The organism is Paenibacillus amylolyticus (genome assembly GCF_003719335.1).
Lineage (GTDB): Bacteria > Bacillota > Bacilli > Paenibacillales > Paenibacillaceae > Paenibacillus > Paenibacillus amylolyticus_D.
The window spans coordinates 106,018-127,660 of the sequence record NZ_RIAS01000005.1 but is presented as its reverse complement, the minus strand read 5'-3'; the positions used below and the strand labels follow the sequence as shown (position 1 = coordinate 127,660).

Here is a 21,643-nt window from a genome sequence, read left to right as displayed (position 1 = left end):
AGGAGAGCATATCAAATAAAAAAGAGCACAGCTCCGAATCATACGGAGTGTGCTCTTTTTTGTTGAAAGGAATTATTGAGACAAGCGTTGTGCAAGCTCATACGTTTCCATATCAAATGCTTTTTTAGTGTTTACCACTTTATCAATATCGGTCAGAACCAGCTCACCTTTGACAAGTCCGCAGCCTTTATCCGTCTCGCCCGCAATCAAGCTACGAACGGCGAAATCACCAAGACGGCTAGCGAGGTTGCGGTCAAACGGCGTTGGCGTACCACCGCGCTGGATGTGTCCAAGAACGGTAACACGCGGCTCATACGTCGGGCAGCGTTCCATTAGTTCCTTAGCTACGTCTTCGCCTTTACCTACACCCTCAGCCACAATAATGATACTGTGACGCTTGCCATGTGCAAAGTTAGCTTTCATACGCTCCGCTACTTCGTCCATATCAAAAGGTACTTCCGGTACCAGGATCGTCTCCGCTCCGGAAGCAAGACCTGCATGAAGCGCAATATCACCGCAGTGACGGCCCATAACCTCAACGATTGAAGAACGTTCATGGGAAGACATCGTGTCACGCAATTTGTTTACCGCATCCACTACGACGCTTACGGATGTATCAAATCCGATCGTGTAATCTGTAAATGAGATGTCATTATCAATCGTCCCTGGCAAGCCCATCGTGTTAATACCTAGCTTGCTCAGTTTGTTCGCGCCATGATATGAACCGTCCCCGCCGATTACAATGAGACCATCAATACCGCGTGCACGCAAAATATCTGCTCCTTTTTGCTGGCCTTCAGCGGTATAAAACTCTTTACAACGCGCTGATTGCAGAACCGTTCCCCCACGCTGGATAATATCCCCCACGCTACGCAAATCCATCGGGAAAATGTCATTGTTCAAAAGCCCTTGGTATCCGCGCTGAATACCGAACACTTCCAATCCGTGAAATAGTCCGCTGCGAACAACCGCACGAACAGCCGCGTTCATCCCCTGTGAATCGCCACCGCTCGTTAGCACTGCGATTTTCTTTACTGCTGTCATGATGTTTCTTCCTCCTCTAGTTTCACTTCAGGCTCCGCAACAATACACCTGACTTACATATGCTTTCGTATCCACCGACTGAAAATGAAGAAAAACACACGTGTAATTGGACTGTTCTTCATCAAGCGTTTGGACACGACGCGAACTTCATGCTGTTCGCTGACTTTGGGATCAGACAGGTAAATGGCTATCAGTCCTTCAATAATCATCCGGTGAAAAGAAGTTCCCGGAATCTTCTGCACATCGCTGCGAGCCATCTCCACAATAAAAGCAATTCGATCCAGCATCATCTCTACATTCTCATAATAATTGCAGAAGTTGAGATCCCCTCCAGCACGATCCTCATCCTGATCGATTAAATAATCGAGCATGATGTGTAATGCACATACGTGCGGGAAATAGGCAGTGTGGATCGATACCGCCTGCTCTTCGGTCAGCTGATCGTCACTTGCAGCGAGAAACAGCATAAATACACCCAGAGTAGAGCCCGTAGCAGCGGCAAATTCGTTCCAGCGAAACTGAGGTGTGCGGTGGCGATGCTCCGACCACCATTCGAGCAAAGCCGTTTCTCTCAGTTCCGGTTTGATGTGCTTATATACCTGCAGGTCCGTGTATAGGCCTGCCAGATCCTGTATTTGGGGCTTGGCTGACGCATATCCCGGTAGCTGACGAGTGAGCTCCTGGCATGTCGTCACCAGATTCCGTAGGTATCCACCGTCATCCTGATCCTCACGGAGCGCATAATAATTGACAGGTGTTGCCTCGGGATCTACCGCATCAAGCATAGATTGATGGAGCAAACGAAAATCATCCGGGTCCATCGAGGTGCTGCGGTCACACAGATTGTCCAAATAATCACTTATGGTTTGATACGAAACGATTAGCGGAATGAGAATATGTCTATTGGACATATCCGCTAAAGCATAGACCGTTCCACCTTCACAGTGAAATTGCTTATCCCTTAGACTGGCAAGTGCTTGTGTACGTAATTCCTCATTGGGAATTGTCTCTGCCTGAGCACGCCATCCATTCAATGCCTTACGCGTTTCCGGAATGGTGTATTTGTACACCCCTCTCATCAATGCCAGCGGTCCTCGCGGGTACTGATGACGTTTTCGATTTGATTGGCTCAAAATAAATGTGCCTCCACTTTGGTTGAATACGTATTAGAGCGATTTTAACCATTCCTATTATAATATGATCCCCTTAATTGTACAAATGATCTACCGCATAAACCGCGTAAAAAATCGCATCCCCTTCCAAAGCTTTATGATATACTATCCATATTTCTATCCATCAAAGGAGTCGTTGACATGTCGTCAGGTGAACCACTTTCGTGGAGACGGTTATTTTCTTTTTTTGTGCCTCTTGGCATCTCCGCCTCTTTAGTCACGATATCACACGTCATCATTAACAGCACGCTTGCACGCTCTGCTCATCCAGAGACCGTTATTGCAAGTTATGCCATTGCGGGAAGTTTGCTGACCCTTACGGAGCGTCCCTCCACTTTGCTGCGCCAAACCTGTTCCGCGCTGGTGCGTGACCGCCTCTCTTTTCAGGCTCTTACGTTTGTGACCAAAATATTTCTGGCCTGTGTGCTACTAATCGGATTTCTTATTGTGTACTCACCCATTGGTACCGGTGTATTCAAGTATCTGTTTGGCGTCAGCCCCGATCTGCTAGGCAAAGTGATCGATGTGTACGAGATCCTGATGTATGTCAGTATCTTTTCTGTCATCCGTAATATCTATCAAGGCATCATCATCACAAACAATCGAACCAAATGGCTCACGATCGGCATGGTATTCAGGTTAGCAGGTATGTATGGGTTATCCCTGTACTTCATCTATACAGACTCCATCAACAGTGGTCGTGTAGGCGCTATCATCTTTGCTGCGGGAATGATGATTGAAGCCCTGGTTAGCTTCTTGGAAGGCAGAAACATTATGCGAAAAATGCCTGCCAAGCTTGAGGATCATCCCGTTGAGAGCAAGGGAGATGTGTATCGTTTTTACAAACCACTGCTTTTATCCAGTTTTGTAGCCCTGTTTATAGGTCCTGTCATTAACATTGTGCTCGGTAAAACAACCGGAATCGCGCTGGCTATCTCTTCGTTTGCCGTAGCAAGCAGTCTGATGCAGCTCATGTTAAGCTTTTTTACCTATATCCATCAGATCGTGCTTAACTTCTATCTGATTGATGCTAAACTCGTTAAGAAGTTCGCGCTTGTTACAGGTTTTATTCCGTTCGCGATGACTGTGTCCATTGCGTATACGCCTCTGGGACCATGGGTATTTGAAAACATTATGAGTGTTCAGGGTCAGCTGCTGGAACAAAGTCTCTGGACACTTCGCGCGTTTGTGCTCTTCCCGCTGATCTCTCCTTTTTTGGATTTCAGCAATGGTTTGATTCTACTTCGTGGACAGACCAAAACGATGTTTCGCTCACAAAGCGCCAATGCCATTTGCACGATAATAGTATTGCTTATTTTGGTCAGCTTGTTCCCCGCATGGAATGGCATGATCGGAGCAGCCGCCCAATCCCTTGGTTTGCTTGCAGAACTTGTTATTGTATGGCTTGTTATCCGGCGCACGCAAAAAGAACCAACGATGTCCATACCGCCATCTCGCGGCTCTTCATCCTTGAAAGGCTGATCCACTTCGAAACACTATTATGCGTTTTATGAAACAAATTATCGAGTTATTGAAATTAACGAATAACCTGAATCAGATTTAAGAATGGAGTCTCTCATCATGAAATTAAGTCATACGGCCCGGCCAGATCAGAACTGGCTTCGGGCTCTGATGTTCACCATCTTTGGTTCTACCGCACTGGTAGTATCGTACTTCCAGCTTTACTTCAGCCACCTTGGCTTCAGTCCTGCCGAGATCGGTTACCTGTATGGCATCGGACCGCTCATCTCTGTTTTCTCCAATATGTTCTGGAGCATGGCGAGTGACAAATACAAGACCGTACGGAAAGTTATGATCCTATTGCTTGGTGGCCAGTTAATTACTGGAATCCTGCTTGCCAATGCATCAAGTTTTGGCGAAGTGTTTGTGCTTGTAACTCTATTTTACTTTTTCTATTATCCGGTCTACCCACTGTCGGATACGATGGCTATTACAACGGCCAATAAATATGGTCGAAATTTCACGTCTATTCGAGTGTTCGGTTCCATAGGATATGCCTTTTTCGCCCTTAGCATCGGTTATGTCCTTGGCTCTTTTGGTTCCGAATGGACGATGTGGATCTGCATCAGCCTTGCAGCTGTAACATTACTGATCAGCTTTCAATTACGGGACCAGCCTTCTGGTGGCAGTAGCAGAATGGATTTATCCGGGTTGTGGGCCATCCTGAAACGACGAGATGTTCTTGCATTTTTCGGCTGTGTGTTTCTGCTGGCTATGGGCCATCGGATGAACGAAGCCTTTCTGACGATCACTCTCAAAGATTTGGGTGCCAGCGAAGGATTGATCGGCTGGTCCCTGCTCATCTCTTCCGTGAGTGAAATCCCGATATTTTTGCTACTGAGCAAATATGGTAACAAATATAAGGAACTCCCACTTCTCACCTTAGCGGCCTTGATGTATACCATTCGCTTACTATTCATGTCTGTCTCGCATACACCGGCAGCCGTTGTTCTTATTCAAACGATGCACAGCGTTACTTTCGGTATTTTTTATGTCACCGCGGTTCGTTATATAACCCGACTTGTTCCCGATGATTTTCGAGCAACGGGCATGGCTTTATTTACGATTGTGTGGTCTAGCGCTTCTGGACTTCTAAGCGGCACCTTGGGTGGCTTGTTATTAGAGCTTACAGGACGTCAGACGTTCTATCTTACTGCGATGAGTTTTGCTTTGGCCGCCTTGATTGGTTTCGGCTTTCAATTGTTACGCACAACAACACATCGTTCCACATGATCGTTGCAAAACCAAAAAAAGCACAGTCTCCAAATGGGGACTGTGCTTGTGTTTGTGATGTTCAGCTATAATCGATCATTTATAAGAAGTCCGTGTATGACGGAAAAATCTTACAATTTAGTTACGTTAGCTGCTTGAGGACCACGGTTTCCATCAGTGATTTCGAATTCTACCGCTTGACCTTCTTCCAATGTTTTAAAGCCGTCGCCTTGGATTGCGGAGAAATGTACGAATACGTCCTCGCCGCCTTCAACTGAAATAAAGCCATAGCCTTTTTCTGCGTTAAACCATTTAACTGTACCTTTCAAATGAACAACCTCCTAAAAATATCGCCATCTATGGCGAATAACCTCATTATACTGTATGGGCTTCCATTTTGCAATTTATCTTTTCCATATTTGATGAAAAAATTTGCTTTGCATCGTAGGGTACGGTATCATTTTACCAAAACCGTTAGTTTGGAGACTACCTATGATAAAAAAACACGAAATATACAAAACAGATAAGTGGAATATGATGACTGTAGAAGTACAAGGCAAATATCTCGTTCTCCGGGAAATTTCTGAAGAATGGGGCGAAGAATGCCACACATTCCTCAGCCGTCCTGCATTAATGCATTGGGCTGAGCGTCGTTTCCCGAAAGAGGATTTTGAAAATCGCGAAGAGGAATGGCGTGCGTTAATGGCTGCCTTCAAGGGAGTTTAATCGATGCAGCTTGATTCAGGCAATGTTGTTATCTTTATTATTCTTGCCTTCGCACTCGGGCTTGCGCTGATCCTGGGACGTAATTCCGTTCCGGATCGTCTAAGAAGGGGAATGGCTCTAATCGCTACGTTGCTCGTCTGCTTCGCCTTTTTTCTAATCGTATATTACCTCTATAACATGGGAGCCTGATACAAACACTCAACGTGTCTGTAAACAGATCAAGGCTCTCAAATATTTCGGCTGTGCTCAGGTCATACTATACGAAGTAATTGGGAATTCATTTTTCTGAATTATTCGTATGGTAAGGAGGAAGGCCGTTGAAATATCAGAAATCGTTATCTGTTCTTCTGGCTCTTAGTCTTATCCCTTCGTCTCCTGTTGCGCTAGCACAGGAGACGAAGGCGGCTATGCCCGTATTTTCAGCACATAATCAAAGGAGGATTCCCATGAGTAAACTATTGAAACGTTCCGAGGTGCCAGCAGAGCATACATGGAAACTTGAAGATTTATATGCCGATCAGAAGGCTTGGGATCAGGAGTATGAAGAAGTATCTTCTATGATGAAAAAAGCCTCCGAATTTCAAGGTAAATTGAATCAGCCTGACGTGCTAAAAGCCAGCTTTGAATTTGAAGACGAAATCGGACTCAAGCTTGAACGACTTTTCGTATACGCCCGCATGCATCAGGATGAAGACACAGCAAACCCTACATATCAAAGCCTGTCGCAAAAAGCTCAGAAACTCGGAGTACGGGTAGGCGAAGCTCTTTCCTTTGTCACACCTGAGATTCTTTCTTTACCGGATTCAGAGCTTGACGCCCTTATTAAGAATGAGAAGCTCTCCGCATATACCTTTACCTTGAAAGAGATGAAACGGGAAAAGGCTCATGTGTTAAGCCAGGCGGAAGAAGCACTGCTTGCTCAGGTTGGCAATCTGTCTCAAGCACCGCAGACCATTTTCAGCATGCTGAACAATGCGGATCTCAAGTTTCCACGTATTCAGGATGAGAATGGAAAAGAAGTTGAACTAACACATGGCAGCTACATTCAGTTTCTGGAGAATCCAAACCGCGAAGTTCGGGAACGTGCTTTCAAAGCAGTATATGAAACCTATGCCAAACAGAAAAATACGATTGCCGCAGCTCTGAATGCCAACGTAACCAAAAATATGTTTTATGCCAACGTGCGTAAGTATCCTTCAGTAATGGAAATGAACCTGTATGGTGACAACATCCCGACGGATGTTTATAACAATCTGGTAGATACGATCCATGAAAGTCTTCCACTCTTGCACCGTTATATGGATCTCCGCAAAAAATTGCTTGGTGTGGATCAACTGCATATGTATGATCTATTCGCTCCACTCGTGGATGAATACAAGATGGACATCACATACGACGAAGCTAAAAAGACAGTCAAGGAAGGTCTGGCGCCGCTTGGCAAGGAGTATGCAGAGGCTCTTCAGGCTGGGTATGATAATCGTTGGATTGATGTGTACGAAAATGAGAACAAACGCTCAGGAGCATACGCGTGGGGTGCTTACGGCACTCACCCATATGTACTGCTCAACCATAAGGACAATCTGAACAGCATGTTCACATTGGCACATGAGATGGGTCATGCGCTTCATTCCCATTATTCGGATACAACCCTTCCTTATCGTGATGCACAGTATACGATTTTCCTTGCAGAAGTAGCATCAACGACTAACGAGGCACTGCTGATGGATTACATGTTGAATAAATCCACAGATCCGAAGGAAAAACTGTATTTACTTACGTATTATGCAGATCAGTTCCGGACTACGGTATTCCGTCAGACCATGTTTGCTGAGTTTGAGAAAATTATTCATGAACGCGCAGAACAAGGCGAAGCTCTTACACCACAGCTACTGTCAGAAATTTATTATGATCTCAATGTACAGTACCATGGCAAAAATATGGTCGTTGACAAAGATATCGAGATGGAATGGGCACGTATTCCCCACTTCTATAACAGCTTCTATGTATATAAATACGCTACAGGTTTCTCGGCTGCAACCAGCTTCTCGAAGCAAATTCTGGAAGAAGGCCAGCCTGCAGTCGATCGTTATCTCGGGTTCCTCAAGAGTGGCGGTAGCGACTTCTCCATCAACATCTTGAAAAAAGCGGGTGTGGATATGTCAACACCGCAGCCTATTCGCGAAGCGATGAGTGTATTCAAAGAATTGATCGAGCAGATGGAACAGTTAACCAAATAAGGTTGCTATCCCCTGTAATTCATATCCCTTGCCCCGGAAGGGCAAGGGATTTTATAATCAAGCGAGATGCAGTACGCTTGAAAAAGGGTAATGCATTCTAGTTCGCAATCGGTTCACAACAAGGAGGCAACATCATGAAAATGCAATGGGCACTTATCGCAGGTCTTGTTTTTGCACTGCTGACAGGGATTTTCGCAGTCATCAATGTAGATTCTGTTCAGGTTAACCTGCTATTCAATACGGTTCGGGTTCCATTGATTTTGCTTATTTTAGGCTGTACTTTAATTGGAGGTATTATTGTAGGTTCTTACGGGATTTACCGTCAGTATCGACTGCAACGGGAGAATAAACGCCTGCATCTGCGCGTAGCTGAATTGGAAGCTTCTGCTGCCAGCGCTACTACATCCGTTTCGTACGATAACATGGATTCCACCCGCTCAGCTGAACCTGAACACGATCACCAGCTGCACAACGATTCAATCCAGACTCAGCCAAAAGGTAACAATACAGGTACGTTGTAGAAATCAGAAACAGCCTGCTGGTAGATTGGAATGGACATACATTCTCCCAGACAGGCTGTATTCTATTTGTCCTGTACCTGTAAGACAAAGGAGGAAAACAACGATGAGTTTTACTATTGATGAATCTTACGTTCTGTCATTTTTGAAAAAATTACTGGATACACCCAGCCCTAGCGGATACACCCACCACATTATCGAGATGATTCGCAAGGAAGCGGGTTCCCTGAACATTTCCTGTGAACTGAACAACAAAGGCGGGGCTATGCTCACCTTGCCCGGTGAAGAGCCTTCCAGAACCATTGCTTTAAGTGCGCATGTAGACACGCTTGGTGCCATGGTGCGGTCCATCACCTCTTATGGCACGTTAAAACTGACCTCTGTTGGCGGTTTTACGATGCATAGCATCGAGAACGAATATTGCTCCATTCACACAAGAGACGGCAAGGTCTATACGGGAACGATTCTTTCTCTGCATCCATCCGTGCACGTATACCCTGATGCCCGTACGTTTGAACGCTCGGAAAATCACATGGAAGTTCGAATTGATGAGGTCGTAACCTCCAAGGAAGATGTATTAAAGCTAGGTATTAGTGTAGGGGACTTTATCTCCTTTGATGCCCGGGCTGTCATTACACCAAGCGGTTACATCAAATCTCGCCATCTGGATGATAAAGCCAGTGTAGCTGCCCTGTTCGGCATCCTTGAATCCGCTCATCGTGAAGGCTGGAAGCCCGTACATAACGTTTCCCTGTTGATATCAAACTATGAAGAGGTTGGACACGGAGCTGCATATATCCCAGCAGATATCAGCGAAATGATCGCTGTGGATATGGGTGCCATGGGTGATGATCTTAGCTGTAAAGAAACGGATGTGTCCATATGTGCAAAAGACTCTTCCGGTCCTTATGACTACGATATGACAAGCCGCCTTATTGAGCTGGCCAAACAAAATGGTATGGACTACGCGGTAGACATTTATCCCCACTATGGCTCTGATGGCAGTGCTGCCTTGCGCGGAGGAAACAATATTCGCGCTGCCCTGATTGGCCCTGGCGTTCACGCTTCTCACTCTATGGAACGCACGCACAAAAGCGCGGTTATCAATACAGCCAAGCTACTTGCTGCATATATTACTACGAAGTAAGGATGGAATGAAGGTAACTTACTTCTTACTTCTTCATTCACATTCGCTTTGTTTATTGCTTTGATTCAGTTCAATCAGTTTATTAATGAAGTCATGCTCAATATTAAAAAGGACACATTCTCTCAACGCATCAACAGCGTGTGAAAGTTGTGTCCTTTATTATTGGAACCATATAGCCACATAGATAAGATCATGATTAGGCCTGTTCCACATACTCGCGATATCGACGTTCCTGAACTTGAAGCCGGGCTTCGTGATCCTTAATTTCCCTCTGTAAAACCTGTATTGTCTGTCGGACCATGCTTAGTCCATGTTTCACCTGTTTTTCGGCGCTGCGAATTTTATCCTGAATCATCCAATCCACAAAGAAGTTATCAAAGAAATAGTCCGCAAAGGACAGTAGACCACCCAAATTCAAATCGGCGTTTACTGCCATCTCCACATCTTCTAATTCCTTCTGAAAACGACGCAGACGTTTGCCTGCATCCATTATAGCCACTTGTGCATCATCCATACGGCTGCGCTTGATATGCGTAGAGATAGTACCTCCCCCCATCATGTCATAGATCCCCCAATTTCCTGCTGATTCTAAAGCTTTCTCTGCACGTTCAAGTGCATATACCAGATAATCTCCTTCTCTGAGAGCTTCGTTAAGCTCCTGAAGTTCGCTCGCCAGATGTTCCTGATCTTCGGCCAATTGTTGCAGTTCTTCATCCTGCTTAAGCAAGCCTTGCTCTTTTTTCCCCCATAAAACCTGATAGTCACTCTCCCAGAACTTATATTGCGATTGTCTTTGAAGTTCTTGCTCAACTTGAATCCGTTGCTCTTGTACATCCTGTAACATTCGGTATGCCGTATCATAAGCTGACTTGCTTTCCAGCAGTTCAAGCTCTTCTTTCTCCAAACGTTCCGTCTTCTTGCCGATCAGATCATAGAAAAATGAGGCCAAGCTCATGCCGTTCAGCCGATCCACGTCCTTCTGTTCCTTCTGAAGAGCTAAGGTACAACGTTCCACCTTCGCTTCCCACTGCTTCTCCTCCTCTTGAAGCTTATGAAGTCGTTTCGTCCATTTTTCATAGATTCTTCCTTTTTCCTTAAGCATGGCGAGTTGTTCATTAATTACATTATTGATCAATTTCACGCTCTCTCCCTTCTATGGAATTCATTACTAATAAAACGCAATAAACAAGGGTAACGTTTCATCTTTTATCTTGGACGTCTAATGCATAAATATTATTTAAACAAAAAATACCCTCCTTCAAAGCGGCATTACGCCGCCTTATGAAGAAAGGCATTGGTATGGTTTGCTTACAAAAACCGTTAAGATTTGTTTTGCTCAATCTGCTCCGCTAGCTCGTTAAGCACAGTCCAGCGTTCCATTAATTCATCCAAGTGACGCTCAGCCTCAGCCTGCTCTGCCATCAACTCTTGCAGACGCGCTGAATCGCTAAAGGCTTCTTCCATCTCCTTGTTAATCCGGGCAAGGTTTGCTTCAGCCTTTTCGATATTTTCGTCAATTTGATCGTATTCACGCTGTTCCTTGAAGCTGAATTTTAATTTAGGTTTTGCCTGCGTTGTAGCGGGAGTCGAAACTTCAAAGCTTTTCTCAGTGACCTGTTTCTTGGCTGCACTCGCACCGCTCTCTTGATTTCCAGAGGCATTTTTCAGCATCCATTCCGCATATTCACTATAATCCCCCACATGCACACGCACCGAGCCATTCCCCTCAAATGCCATCACTTTGTCCACTGTACGATCAAGGAAGTAGCGATCATGGGATACAACGAACACAACGCCCGGAAAATCATCCAGATAATCTTCAAGCACAGCAAGTGTCTGAATATCCAAGTCATTGGTCGGCTCATCCAGTAGCAGTACATTCGGAGCAGCCATCAAAATGCGAAGCAGATACAAACGACGTTTCTCTCCGCCAGACAACCTAGCAATCGGTGTCCATTGAGCGGTGGGGTTGAATAAAAAGCGCTCGAGCATCTGGGAAGCAGTGATCAATGAACCATCTGCTGTTTTTATATTCTCAGCCACTTCCTTGATGTATTCGATAACTCGCAGCGTTTCATCCATCTCCTGATGCTCTTGAGTGAAATAACCCAGATTCACGGTTGGCCCTAGAACAACTTCTCCAGCATCCGGTTGCAATCGGCCTGAAATCATCTGTAATAAAGTAGACTTACCACTACCATTCGGGCCTACAATACCTACGCGATCGCCAGGTACAGCAATATAGCTGAGATCGTCGATCAACTTGCGGCTATCGACAGATTTGGAGAGATGTTCAATCTCCATTATCTTTTTCCCCAGACGTGTAGAACCAACAGACACTTCTAGGGAACCCGAACGTTGAACACCCTGTTGCTCCTTGAGCTGTTCAAAACGATCAATTCTCGCTTTTTGTTTCGTTGTCCGCGCTTTAGCTCCGCGGCGAATCCACGCAAGTTCGGTTCGTAGCAGATTTTTCCGCTTTTGGTCTGAAGCCGACTCCCGTTCTTCCCGTTCAGCCTTCAGCTCCAGAAACCGCGTATAATTCGCCTCATATCGGAATAAACGCCCGTGATCAAGTTCCAGCATGACATTGGCCACACGATCCAGGAAGTAGCGATCATGCGTAATCATCAGTAATGCGCCACGGCGTTTCTGCAAATACTGCTCCAGCCACACGACGGAATCGTTATCGATATGGTTCGTGGGCTCATCGAGAATGAGCAATTCACAAGGATGGATTAACGCGGAAGCAAGCGCAACCCTTTTCCGTTGTCCACCTGACAAAGTTCCCATTACTGCATCGAACTGCTGTATACCCAGCTTGGATAAAATGCTCTTCGCTTCACTCTCCATCTGCCAAAGCTGAAGTTGCTCCATTTGTTGGTTCAGGCGCATCAGACGTTCGTTCAAGGCCGTATCGGATGGGTTTAATTCCAGCAATTCCATCGTTTCCGTGTACTCACGCACAGTTTTCATCTCGGCACTGTCGCCTTCAAATACTTGTTGCAATACGGTATTGCTCGGATTAAAATCCGGATTCTGTGCCAGAAATTGCACGCGTACATCATTGCCGATGGAGATCTGCCCCTCGTCCGCAGGCTCCATACCTGCAATAACGCGCAAAAACGTCGATTTACCGGTGCCGTTTACACCAACAACACCGATTTTATCCTGATCCGCCATACCAAAGGAAGCATCCTTAAACAGGATTTTCTCGCCATAACTTTTTGCAATCTGTTCTACCGTCATTATATTCATTGCCCGTTACCCACACTTCTCTATAATTTGAAATGCTCTATCCTCTAATACACGCTCTAGCAAACCTACTTATACTCGCAAAAAGGAACGGCATCCGTCCAAAAATAGCGCCGCCGCAAAAGCGATTCGTTTGTTCAGATCTTGTTCATTGAACTCTGGATTCAGCATGATATTCATCTTCAGCCGATCCAGAATACCGATATACGCTTCAGCAAGCAGCGCCGGCTCTGGTACACCTGCACTTTCCAGAACTTTGCATACCATGCTCATATACTCGTTCATAAAAGCTTTCATAAACTTCATCAAATCCGGGTCATTATTGGGTGCCATAAAAAATAACTTTGTATGATTGCGTCGTTCATAATAATAGGTCAGATGTGTTTTGGCGATCGCGCCAAGCTTGTCACCCGTGTTCTCGTGCGCTTGCAATGCATATTCCAAACGACTGATAAAACTGTTACAATCCCGCTTGGTTACAGCGATAAACAGTTGTTCCTTGCTTTTAAAATAAAGATAAATCGTGCCTTTGGCAATGCCAGCCTCATCGGCAATATCGGACATTTTAGTCTCATAGAACCCTTTCGATCCAAATATGCCGTAGGCCGCATCCAGAATGACCTCCGATTTGTCTCCCTGTACCGTATTCAACCTGTATCCCCTCCTTACAACGCCAAAATACTACCTAAACCTATAGCTATACATGCACCAATCACAGAACTAAGCACATTGACCAGATCATTACTCATCCAGGTCCAGCCCCGAGCCTGTAATGTTGGCTGACCACAATGTTCATGAACTTCAACTTCTCGGCCACATACTGTGCAACGATACATCTTTTGCACGGTTGCACCAAGATAGGAATCCGCGAACGCTCCTGCTAGCCCACCGATCAGTCCAACCAAGGTCCAGCCGAACCAGCCTGTTTGTTCCAATCCGCTAATCGACGCAAAAACAAATGCCCCCACACCAATGACAATACCGCCAAGTGCAGCAGCTGAACTCCCTAATAAAGAAACACCTCCCGAGGCTCCGGGGGTTAGTATCTTCCATGTGAGTACAGAGCGAGGAGGCTTGCGACTGAGGCTTCCGATTTCGGTTGCCCATGTGTCTGAGGTGACTGTTGCCATAACCCCGATAAAAGCATACAACCACGCTGGATGCGGCATGATCCAGTTTGCCAGACATAACAGCATACCTATACCGCCATTAGCCATCACTTGCCCGGCATCCCGATTACCTGTCTTGGCATAAGACTTCTCCATCTCCTGCTTGCGGTCTTTGCGAAACCTGGAAAGCAGCGTTGACGTGATGAAAAATAATAACAGTGTGCCAAACCAGAACAGATTGCCTGCCCCGTAATATATCGTACCCATCAGGATTGCGGCAAGGCATCCAGACAGGGTTAGCGATCTCTTTGCATAAGCGGCCCCCGCTACCAGAGAAGCGCACACAGCACCAATAATCCAATCCATAGGTTCTCCTGCATGTGACATCAATACCGTTCACATGACGTTTATATATTTTTGAATGTTAATTATACCACGGTTTGACACCAAAGCAGAAACTGAACATGCAGCTAGACAAATCCTAATTCATTTTTAAGTTTTACTTCAGGTTTCGGAGTTACAATAAGGCTAGCTCAACCAACAAGATCAATTGAACAACTACAATTCGGTTCATACACAACACAAAACAAGGAGCATAATAACGATGAATATGAAAAGGGTTTTTATACTAGGTACAATGATTGTAACGATGTCTTTCGCAGGCTCCGCATGGAGTAAATCAACCATCTCCCCCATTCCCGAACCCAAATGGTCTATTGTCGACCTGGATAACAGCAATGAGAATGAAGATGATGATCTGCTGGGTGCACTGAATCAGGCTTCCGAAGAGGAACTGGCGGAGAAGCTGTATCAAGGGCATTCGTTACGAACGATTGCAGAGAGTAGCGGGGGTGATTTAGCAAAGGTCGTTGCCATTCAGATCAAACAGCTCCAGACACAACTGGATGAGCGCCTTGCTAGCGGCAGTATCAGTTCTGAGCAACACGCTCTTCAGTCCATGGAAATTGCGGAGTTGATCGCAGAGAGTGCGAACAGAGCATATATCTAATTCAAATTTCGCTTCGATGTATTAAAAACTTCAAGGCAGCGCAACGCAAAAAGGAGCGCAATTACGCCCCTCCTGTCAACACGAAACTGTTTTGATTCGTGTTTGTGCTCTATAGCAATTCACCTTGCGGCTTACAGCGTTGATTCAATTACTCCGCTGCCTTGATCGTACATGCTCCTAATGATTCACCGGCCCATGCCAGCTCAAGCACATCTCCCGGCTGCGCAGCTCCCACTCCCTCAGGTGTACCTGTGAAAATGATATCCCCCGGCCCGAGGCCATAATGATGACCTACATAATCCACAATATCCTGCAAACTGAAGATCATGTTGACGATATTGCCTCGCTGAACCTGAACACCATTCTTTGTCAAGGTGAAATCTTTTTCGAGAAGCGCCGCTGCTCCAGGAAATGTCTGAAAGGGTGTGATGGGTGCAGCATTTTTAAATCCTTTGGCAGCCGTCCACGGGTGTCCTTTTTTCTTAATCACTGTCTGTACATCACGCAACGTAAAATCAATACCAAATGCATAGGCATCGACCAGCTCATCGACACCCACTCCTGGCTTGTAATCCTGACCAATGCGAATCACCAATTCAGCCTCATAATGAACTTCGCCTTTAGAAGCTGGCAATTCTAAGTACTCTCCGTTCAATGGCACAACTGCATGAGAAGGCTTCATAAAAATCATCGGTTCATCCGGAACGGCATTACCCAGTTCCTCCGCATGAAGCTTATAGTTTCGTCCTACACAATATACATTGCGAATATTCGTCAACATAGAGTTGTAACCACCTTTACTGGATTCATTACTTCGTTCATTGCTTCGTTTGTTCGTTCAACTTCAGTTTACCTTAAGGTCTGAAAAAGCGGCTACTCGTCTCCTGAAACGCGTCTTCCCAGACATCAGGACGATTCGTACATATCATTACATCTGGGTCGATCGCAGCCAGCTTTTTCATACTTGCCTTGTCATCTACTGTCCACGCCATCACTCGAATGCCTGCAGCATTCATTTCGTTCATTAACGCTTTGTCTACATTGGTGTATCCGATGGAGAGGAACGTACAATGCATTTGTTGGAGTACCGCAAGCAAATCCCCTGGTTTGGCATCAATGATAAGACCCGTTTCTAACTCAGGAGCAAGCTTTTTCACTTCAACCAATGCAGCTGGCTCAAACGATGTGATGACAACATCATGTTGCATATGTCTTTTTCTGATTTCGTGAATCACCGCTGCAGGCAGACCGGGATACATGTCTCCTTGTGTTTTCAATTCAATATTTAATCGAACTTTGCCGCAGGAACGATCCAAGAGTTCGCTCAGGGAAGGTATACGCTCGCCTGTGTAGTTCTTGCCTTTCCATGATCCTGCATCCAGTTGTTTCAAGATAGACCAATCGGTATCCTTAACTCGCCCTTTACCATTCGTCGTACGCTCCAGTGTGAAATCATGGATCACTACAGGAACGCCGTCCCGTGATAACTGCACATCCAGTTCCATCCATTGGACTTCCGGTCTTTCCATCGCCATATTAAATGCGGCCATCGTATTCTCTGGTGCAATGGAAGAAAATCCACGATGGGCTACACATAGATTGTTCATCATCATCTCTCCTCAGCAAAACGCTACTTAGTTAGGCACTACAGTTCCATCTGCGTTCACTCGAACGCCTGATGACATCTTAGACATCTGCTCCAGCAGAAGTCGGTTCGCCTCATCAAGCATTGGCACAGCCTGCCCAAGAGCCGCTTCATACGGAATCACCTTCATACTGCACACCGCTTCGCGACTGCAACGCGCCTGAAAGACAGCTGTTTTCCACGTTTCTTCATTCGTCGATCTCGTAAAAATAAAATTCCCCGTACTATATGCAATCCATTTGCCTTTGTAGTACTCAAGCCCTTGCAAAACATGAGGGTGACCGCCAATAATCAGATCAGCACCCGCATCCACAAACTCATGCGCCAGCCTCGTTTGATCGGCATTAGGGGTACTCACACGCTCTTCCCCCCAATGCGCGACGACGATAACCAGATCGGCCTTCTTACGCGCAGACTGAATCGCTGCGATCGCTCTTGTAGAGTCATACGCTTCCGCTACACCAGCCCGATTCCCGTCTGCCTTCCAGCTAGCTACAGGAACGACCCGACTGAAACCAAGCAAAGCAATTTTCATGCCTTTGCGCTCAAAATAGGCAGGTTCATAAGCCTCCGTACCATTCATACCCGCACCAGCATGTGCGATACCGTAATCATTAAGATACGTTAACGTATCGACGAGCCCTTCCACACCTTGATCCAGAATGTGATTGTTTGCCAGGTTAACGGCATCAAACCCTGCCGCAGACATAGCTTGCAACGCTTTGGGCGAGGATTTGTAAACATAGGTTTTATCCGCAGCCCCCGTACCACCATGGGTCACCGGAGTCTCCAGATTACCGATCGTTAAATCGTCACTCTGAAACATAGAGCCAAGCTTGGCAAATGGATAATCGTATCCGTTCTTCTCCAGCAATTCTGCAATTTTTCCGGAAAATTGAATGTCGCCAACAAAATGAATGGTGACATCCTTGGATGAATCAGACGTTGAAGGAGTTCCCTTATCACCATCTGTCTTACCCGAGTTCCCCTTGCCAGTATTTGCAGGCTTTGTTCCGGTTGCCGGCTTCTCGCTACCTGCCCCCGATGTTTCGCCCGTACCCGATTCAGGGTTGTTTACAGCATCGTCCGGCTTTGCATTTGGTTTCCCATCTACCGAAGCAGCATCTTTATCCGGTGATTCAGCTGAATCAGCGTCAGGTTCGGGCTGGTTCAATGCATCCCCACCCTTATCGTTCACCCCTGAGGGCGGATCCTGCTGTACAACCTCTGAATTGGCAGGCTGGGAAGGTTGCTGTTCACGTGTGTTCAAGAGGTAATATAAGCCGATAAGACCAATTGCTAGAATTAATATTACATTTACAATCCTGATTTTTGTATTACGGGTTCGTCTTACTTTTTTCTTTTCCGAGCTTCGCTGTGACCTTGGGGGATACATAAGCAACTCCTCTTCTTAACAATAGATCCATATGCTTACCATTATATCAAGCATATTCTGGATGTACATCCTATAAAAAAAGCCGCCCCTTTTGTAGATGCTGCTACATTGGAGACGGCGGATCTATAATTCATACTCTTAGTTCGTCGAGGTCAGCTGTGCGGAGGCCTGTATGGACATTTCTTTCGCTTGTCTGATACAGTCCGGTAATCCCACACCCTCATAACCAGCCCCTGCAATGTAAACACCCGGAATTTTTTCTCCAAGCTCTTTACGAAGGTTAGCAAGATGCTGAAGATGGCCGACAGGATACTGCGGCATTGATTTACGCAATCTAGTAATCTCGGAGAAAATCGGCGTTGCTTGAATACCCATCGTTTCTCTTAGATCTTTCATGACTAGCTCCGTAAGCGCCTCATCCGGAAGCTCCACATTCTGTTCATCTCCAGAGCGGCCCACATAACAACGAAGCAAGACTTTGTCGTCCGGGCTGGTATGCAGCCATTTGGTAGATGTCCACGTGCAGGCCGTAATATTACGTCCCTCTTTACGTGGCACCAGGAACCCTGAACCGTCGAAGACATGTTCCACTTCTTTTTTCTCAAAGGCCAGAACGACATTAGCAACAGATACATAATTGATTGCATCCAGCGCCGATGTATCCACATGCGGTTTTAGAAGCCCAGAAGCCACATAAGTCGGCACGGTGATTACAACGTCATCTGCCTCCAAAAATTGTCCGTTATCGAGTGCAACCCGATATCTGGCGTTACGTTCATCCACACGCTCCAAGGATTGGGCGCCCGTATTCAAACGCTGGTCCACATCATGAAGCTCATGGACAAGCGCATGCACAAGACTTTGCAACCCCTGACGGAAGTTCAGGAACGCACTCCGTTTGGTGCCTGTATGTGTCTCAGTCGGTTTACGTCCTGTCATCATGCCTCGGATTAAACTGCCATAATCCCGCTCCACCTCTCCAAACTGCGGGAACGTCGCTTGTAGGCTGAGCTTTCGCATATCTCCTGCATAAATGCCCGCCAGAAGCGGTTCAGTCAGGTTTTCCAGCACTTCTGAGCCAAGCCTGCGCTCAATCATATAACCGAGAGATTCATCCTCTGTTGTACGCTTGGGTGGAATAATAAAATCCATCAGCGCTCGCAGCTTGCCCGCCGGAGAGACCAGCCCGCTTTTCAGAAAAGGCTTCAGTTCTGTCGGGATGCCTAACACCAGACCCGCTGGCATGGGATGAAGCTTACCGCGCTGCATAATATATGTTTTTTTCGACTCCGGGTTTTGGCTGACGAGTTCATGATCCATCTCCAGTTCCTTTGCCAGATCAATCATCGCTGTTTTACGAGCCAGGAAAGAGTCAGGACCTTTCTCGATTACAAATCCGTCCCGATGCAGCGTTTCGATCATGCCGCCCATAGACGAACTCTTCTCAAGCAAGGTAATCGCGGGTTCAAAACCAGCTTCCCTGTAATGCTTGCGGATATAAAATGCCGCGCTGAGGCCTGTCAGGCCCCCGCCGACAATAACAATACGTCTTTTCTTGTCTTCCATTAGTTATCAGACCCTTGCTGCCATTGGCTAATAATAGAATCGCTCAATGTCTCCATGTACAACGGATCACTATTAAGCGAATCAATGCGCATCAACCGCATGTCCATTTCTTTAGCAATCGCTTTGGCTTCAATGTCGAGATCATACAATACTTCCAGATGATCCGAGACGAAACCGATTGGAGCTACGAGCACATCTTCCACTTGTTCGCGCGAAAGCTCTTGGAGTGTATCCAGAATATCCGGGCCGAGCCAAGGTTCAGCAGTCCGCCCAGCACTTTGCCAAGTAAACTGCCAGTTGGCAATCCCCACTCGGGAAGCAATGGCCTCGGAAGTTTCCAGCAATTGATTCGGATAAGGATCACCCATGTCAACAATGCGTGCGGGCAGACTATGAGCACTAAACAGTACCTTAACATCTCCGCGTTTCGCTCCCGCTTCCTCGAATGCATCAAGCTTAGCACTTACTCGCGTAGAAAGAGCCTGAATGAGCTTCGGATGCAAATGATAACTTTCAATAAAGGACATCTGGATACCAAGTTCTTCGGCTTTTTCTCGTGCACGTTTAATATAACTGCCTACACTCATGGTGGAGAAATGGGGCGCAAGCACAATGCCAATAGCGTTCTTAATGCCATCTTTCGCCATCTGTTCCACACCATCCTCAATAAAAGGATAAGCATGTTTCAGTCCTTGATAACAGCGGAATCCAACCTCGCCGCGACGCTCATCCTTTTGCAACGTCTCCTGAAGGTTTCTCACCTGGTTATCTGTGTTCTCGCGCAAAGGGAACACGCCGCCAACAATCGCTTCATAGCGATCTTTCAGTTCTTTCAGCTGTTCCGGCTCAGGCGGACGCCCTCTGCGGATATGTGTGTAATACGCCTCAACACTTTCCATATTTTCAGGTGTGCCATATGACATCACCAGTACGCCTACAGTATTAGTCATTGCTAACCGTCACTCCCGTCTTCAAAGCTTCTGTTGAATATTCATGAATATAAGCTGTGAGTTCTTTTAATTTATCAAGAGAAGCTTCCGGGAACAAGCCATGTCCCAGATTGAAAATATAACCCGGGTCCTTGATCCCTTCATCTATGATTGCTTTCGCCTGTTCTTTGATTAATTCCATTGGGGCAGTCAGGATGTACGGATCCAGATTACCCTGCACCGCAAATTTCCCGCCCAAGCGCCTACGACCTTCTGATATGGAAACTCTCCAGTCAAGTCCGATGACATTCGCCCGCAAATCCTGCAGGGTTGGCAACAACTCACCTGAGGCCACTCCAGGGAAATAGATTTTCGGTACATTCAAATCAGATAATTCGGTAAAGATACGAGTAATCGTTGGAAGCACATACGTTTTGAAATCTTTGGGAGAGAGCGCCCCTACCCAGCTGTCAAATAACTGAAATGCCTTACCGCCATTTGCGATATGAGCACGAATATATGTAATGACCATATCGCCAAGCTTCTGCATCAGTTTGTGCCACACTTCCGGCTCACTGTACATCATCGTTTTGGTTCGAATATATCCTTTGGAAGGTTGACCTTCAATCAGATAACTTGCAATCGTAAACGGAGCCCCTGCAAATGTAATTAGCGGAACGTCAAGTTCCTTGTCCAAAATACGAATGGTTTCCAGAATGTGAGACAAGTCCCCTTCCACATCGATGGGACGTAGACGATCTACATCGGCAGCCGAACGAATGGGGTTATCAATCACCGGACCTATATTTTTTACAATGTCAAAATCAATGCCAAGCGAAGCAACCGGATTCATAATATCGGAATACAAAATAGCCGCATCCACACCCAGCTTACGTACAGGCATGAGTGTAACTTCAGCCGCCAGTTCAGGTTGCTGGCATATTTCGAGCAAGGAGTACTTTTCTTTAATTTTGCGATATTCAGGATCGTAACGTCCAGCCTGGCGCATATACCATACCGGCACACGGTCAACCTGCTGTTTGAAACTAGCCCGAATCAGTCGATCATTATAGCTCATGTAAGAAGCCTCCAATAGTTTTTGGACTCATAACTACCATTATGCCCTTTTTATACAGCCGTAACAACCATATGGGGAT

21 protein-coding genes are annotated in these 21,643 nt (G+C 46.1%); 8 read left to right on the top strand and 13 right to left on the bottom strand.

The annotated features are described in order from the left end of the window. Nucleotides 1-72 precede the first annotated feature (72 nt). Nucleotides 73-1,044 carry a 6-phosphofructokinase gene (gene pfkA, locus EC604_RS11350; RefSeq protein ID WP_123064288.1) on the bottom strand — a complete coding sequence of 324 codons (972 nt, stop codon included), beginning with the start codon at nucleotides 1,042-1,044 and terminating at the stop codon, nucleotides 73-75. Between the two features lie 53 nt (nucleotides 1,045-1,097). Continuing rightward, nucleotides 1,098-2,177: a tetraprenyl-beta-curcumene synthase family protein gene (locus EC604_RS11345; RefSeq protein WP_123064287.1), complete on the bottom strand. Its 1,080-nt coding sequence runs from the start codon at nucleotides 2,175-2,177 to the stop codon at nucleotides 1,098-1,100. A gap of 180 nt (nucleotides 2,178-2,357) precedes the next feature. Here EC604_RS11345 and EC604_RS11340 point away from each other — a divergent pair, with 180 nt between their 5' ends. Both EC604_RS11340 and EC604_RS11335 read left to right on the top strand, forming a co-directional pair. Beyond that, entirely contained in the window at nucleotides 2,358-3,698 is a 1,341-nt protein-coding gene (locus EC604_RS11340; RefSeq protein WP_123064286.1) for a multi antimicrobial extrusion protein MatE, read from the top strand. A gap of 99 nt (nucleotides 3,699-3,797) precedes the next feature. Next, entirely contained in the window at nucleotides 3,798-4,970 is a 1,173-nt protein-coding gene (locus tag EC604_RS11335) for an MFS transporter (RefSeq protein WP_123064285.1), read from the top strand. A gap of 110 nt (nucleotides 4,971-5,080) precedes the next feature. On the opposite strand, the gene EC604_RS11330 is transcribed toward EC604_RS11335, so the two are convergent. Beyond that, nucleotides 5,081-5,278, bottom strand: a complete 198-nt coding sequence (locus EC604_RS11330) for a cold shock domain-containing protein (protein WP_056700251.1) — start codon at nucleotides 5,276-5,278, stop codon at nucleotides 5,081-5,083. 163 nt (nucleotides 5,279-5,441) lie between these two features. Here EC604_RS11330 and EC604_RS11325 point away from each other — a divergent pair, with 163 nt between their 5' ends. The 5 genes from EC604_RS11325 to EC604_RS11305 all read left to right on the top strand — a co-directional run bounded on the left by EC604_RS11325 (nucleotide 5,442) and on the right by EC604_RS11305 (nucleotide 9,577). Then, nucleotides 5,442-5,675 (top strand): hypothetical protein, encoded by a 234-nt coding sequence (locus EC604_RS11325; protein ID WP_090924721.1) that lies wholly within the window; start codon nucleotides 5,442-5,444, stop codon nucleotides 5,673-5,675. 3 nt (nucleotides 5,676-5,678) lie between these two features. Next, entirely contained in the window at nucleotides 5,679-5,864 is a 186-nt protein-coding gene (locus EC604_RS11320) for a hypothetical protein (RefSeq protein WP_123064284.1), read from the top strand. 257 nt (nucleotides 5,865-6,121) lie between these two features. Continuing rightward, the gene (gene pepF, locus EC604_RS11315; protein WP_123064283.1) at nucleotides 6,122-7,912 is read left to right on the top strand and encodes an oligoendopeptidase F; all 1,791 of its coding nucleotides are present in this window, start codon (nucleotides 6,122-6,124) and stop codon (nucleotides 7,910-7,912) included. Between the two features lie 134 nt (nucleotides 7,913-8,046). After that, nucleotides 8,047-8,433 carry a LapA family protein gene (locus EC604_RS11310; protein WP_123064282.1) on the top strand — a complete coding sequence of 129 codons (387 nt, stop codon included), beginning with the start codon at nucleotides 8,047-8,049 and terminating at the stop codon, nucleotides 8,431-8,433. A gap of 103 nt (nucleotides 8,434-8,536) precedes the next feature. Continuing rightward, nucleotides 8,537-9,577 carry a M42 family metallopeptidase gene (locus EC604_RS11305; RefSeq protein ID WP_123064281.1) on the top strand — a complete coding sequence of 347 codons (1,041 nt, stop codon included), beginning with the start codon at nucleotides 8,537-8,539 and terminating at the stop codon, nucleotides 9,575-9,577. Nucleotides 9,578-9,773: 196 nt separating this feature from the next. Here the strand turns inward: EC604_RS11305 and EC604_RS11300 are convergent, their stop codons facing one another. The 4 genes from EC604_RS11300 to EC604_RS11285 form a co-directional block, all read right to left on the bottom strand. Beyond that, entirely contained in the window at nucleotides 9,774-10,718 is a 945-nt protein-coding gene (locus EC604_RS11300) for a hypothetical protein (RefSeq protein WP_123064280.1), read from the bottom strand. A gap of 179 nt (nucleotides 10,719-10,897) precedes the next feature. Then, nucleotides 10,898-12,835, bottom strand: coding sequence for an ABC-F family ATP-binding cassette domain-containing protein (locus EC604_RS11295; RefSeq protein WP_123064279.1), 1,938 nt, complete (start codon nucleotides 12,833-12,835; stop codon nucleotides 10,898-10,900). A 69-nt stretch (nucleotides 12,836-12,904) separates the two neighbouring features. Further along, nucleotides 12,905-13,483: a TetR/AcrR family transcriptional regulator gene (locus tag EC604_RS11290; protein ID WP_123064278.1), complete on the bottom strand. Its 579-nt coding sequence runs from the start codon at nucleotides 13,481-13,483 to the stop codon at nucleotides 12,905-12,907. 14 nt (nucleotides 13,484-13,497) lie between these two features. Continuing rightward, nucleotides 13,498-14,307 carry a DUF92 domain-containing protein gene (locus EC604_RS11285; protein WP_123064277.1) on the bottom strand — a complete coding sequence of 270 codons (810 nt, stop codon included), beginning with the start codon at nucleotides 14,305-14,307 and terminating at the stop codon, nucleotides 13,498-13,500. 238 nt (nucleotides 14,308-14,545) lie between these two features. Between EC604_RS11285 and EC604_RS11280 the strand changes: the two genes are divergently transcribed. Beyond that, nucleotides 14,546-14,950, top strand: a complete 405-nt coding sequence (locus EC604_RS11280; RefSeq protein WP_123064276.1) for a hypothetical protein — start codon at nucleotides 14,546-14,548, stop codon at nucleotides 14,948-14,950. Nucleotides 14,951-15,098: 148 nt separating this feature from the next. Here EC604_RS11280 and EC604_RS11275 read toward each other — a convergent pair whose 3' ends face one another. From EC604_RS11275 to hemE, 6 genes are all read right to left on the bottom strand, one after another. Next, entirely contained in the window at nucleotides 15,099-15,731 is a 633-nt protein-coding gene (locus EC604_RS11275) for a fumarylacetoacetate hydrolase family protein (RefSeq protein WP_123064275.1), read from the bottom strand. A 73-nt stretch (nucleotides 15,732-15,804) separates the two neighbouring features. Continuing rightward, nucleotides 15,805-16,557 carry a glycerophosphodiester phosphodiesterase gene (locus EC604_RS11270; protein WP_123064274.1) on the bottom strand — a complete coding sequence of 251 codons (753 nt, stop codon included), beginning with the start codon at nucleotides 16,555-16,557 and terminating at the stop codon, nucleotides 15,805-15,807. A gap of 27 nt (nucleotides 16,558-16,584) precedes the next feature. After that, entirely contained in the window at nucleotides 16,585-17,991 is a 1,407-nt protein-coding gene (locus EC604_RS11265) for a CapA family protein (RefSeq protein WP_123064273.1), read from the bottom strand. A 138-nt stretch (nucleotides 17,992-18,129) separates the two neighbouring features. Then, nucleotides 18,130-19,557 (bottom strand): protoporphyrinogen oxidase, encoded by a 1,428-nt coding sequence (gene hemY, locus EC604_RS11260; RefSeq protein ID WP_123064272.1) that lies wholly within the window; start codon nucleotides 19,555-19,557, stop codon nucleotides 18,130-18,132. Continuing rightward, entirely contained in the window at nucleotides 19,557-20,507 is a 951-nt protein-coding gene (gene hemH, locus EC604_RS11255; protein WP_123064271.1) for a ferrochelatase, read from the bottom strand. Before hemH ends, hemY begins: the two co-directional genes overlap by 1 nt. Continuing rightward, nucleotides 20,500-21,564, bottom strand: a complete 1,065-nt coding sequence (gene hemE, locus EC604_RS11250) for a uroporphyrinogen decarboxylase (RefSeq protein WP_123064270.1) — start codon at nucleotides 21,562-21,564, stop codon at nucleotides 20,500-20,502. Before hemE ends, hemH begins: the two co-directional genes overlap by 8 nt. Nucleotides 21,565-21,643: the final 79 nt, after the last annotated feature.

Coding starts and splice junctions, on each gene's coding strand:
- EC604_RS11335 (WP_123064285.1), top strand. CDS start 3,798: ATGAAATTAAGTCATACGGCCCGGCCAGATCAGAACTGGCTTCGGGCT.
- EC604_RS11265 (WP_123064273.1), bottom strand. CDS start 17,991: ATGTATCCCCCAAGGTCACAGCGAAGCTCGGAAAAGAAAAAAGTAAGA.
- EC604_RS11340 (WP_123064286.1), top strand. CDS start 2,358: ATGTCGTCAGGTGAACCACTTTCGTGGAGACGGTTATTTTCTTTTTTT.
- EC604_RS11285 (WP_123064277.1), bottom strand. CDS start 14,307: ATGGATTGGATTATTGGTGCTGTGTGCGCTTCTCTGGTAGCGGGGGCC.
- EC604_RS11320 (WP_123064284.1), top strand. CDS start 5,679: ATGCAGCTTGATTCAGGCAATGTTGTTATCTTTATTATTCTTGCCTTC.
- hemE (WP_123064270.1), bottom strand. CDS start 21,564: ATGAGCTATAATGATCGACTGATTCGGGCTAGTTTCAAACAGCAGGTT.
- EC604_RS11325 (WP_090924721.1), top strand. CDS start 5,442: ATGATAAAAAAACACGAAATATACAAAACAGATAAGTGGAATATGATG.
- hemH (WP_123064271.1), bottom strand. CDS start 20,507: ATGACTAATACTGTAGGCGTACTGGTGATGTCATATGGCACACCTGAA.
- EC604_RS11310 (WP_123064282.1), top strand. CDS start 8,047: ATGAAAATGCAATGGGCACTTATCGCAGGTCTTGTTTTTGCACTGCTG.
- EC604_RS11280 (WP_123064276.1), top strand. CDS start 14,546: ATGAATATGAAAAGGGTTTTTATACTAGGTACAATGATTGTAACGATG.
- EC604_RS11270 (WP_123064274.1), bottom strand. CDS start 16,557: ATGAACAATCTATGTGTAGCCCATCGTGGATTTTCTTCCATTGCACCA.
- pfkA (WP_123064288.1), bottom strand. CDS start 1,044: ATGACAGCAGTAAAGAAAATCGCAGTGCTAACGAGCGGTGGCGATTCA.
- pepF (WP_123064283.1), top strand. CDS start 6,122: ATGAGTAAACTATTGAAACGTTCCGAGGTGCCAGCAGAGCATACATGG.
- EC604_RS11275 (WP_123064275.1), bottom strand. CDS start 15,731: ATGTTGACGAATATTCGCAATGTATATTGTGTAGGACGAAACTATAAG.
- EC604_RS11295 (WP_123064279.1), bottom strand. CDS start 12,835: ATGAATATAATGACGGTAGAACAGATTGCAAAAAGTTATGGCGAGAAA.
- hemY (WP_123064272.1), bottom strand. CDS start 19,557: ATGGAAGACAAGAAAAGACGTATTGTTATTGTCGGCGGGGGCCTGACA.
- EC604_RS11305 (WP_123064281.1), top strand. CDS start 8,537: ATGAGTTTTACTATTGATGAATCTTACGTTCTGTCATTTTTGAAAAAA.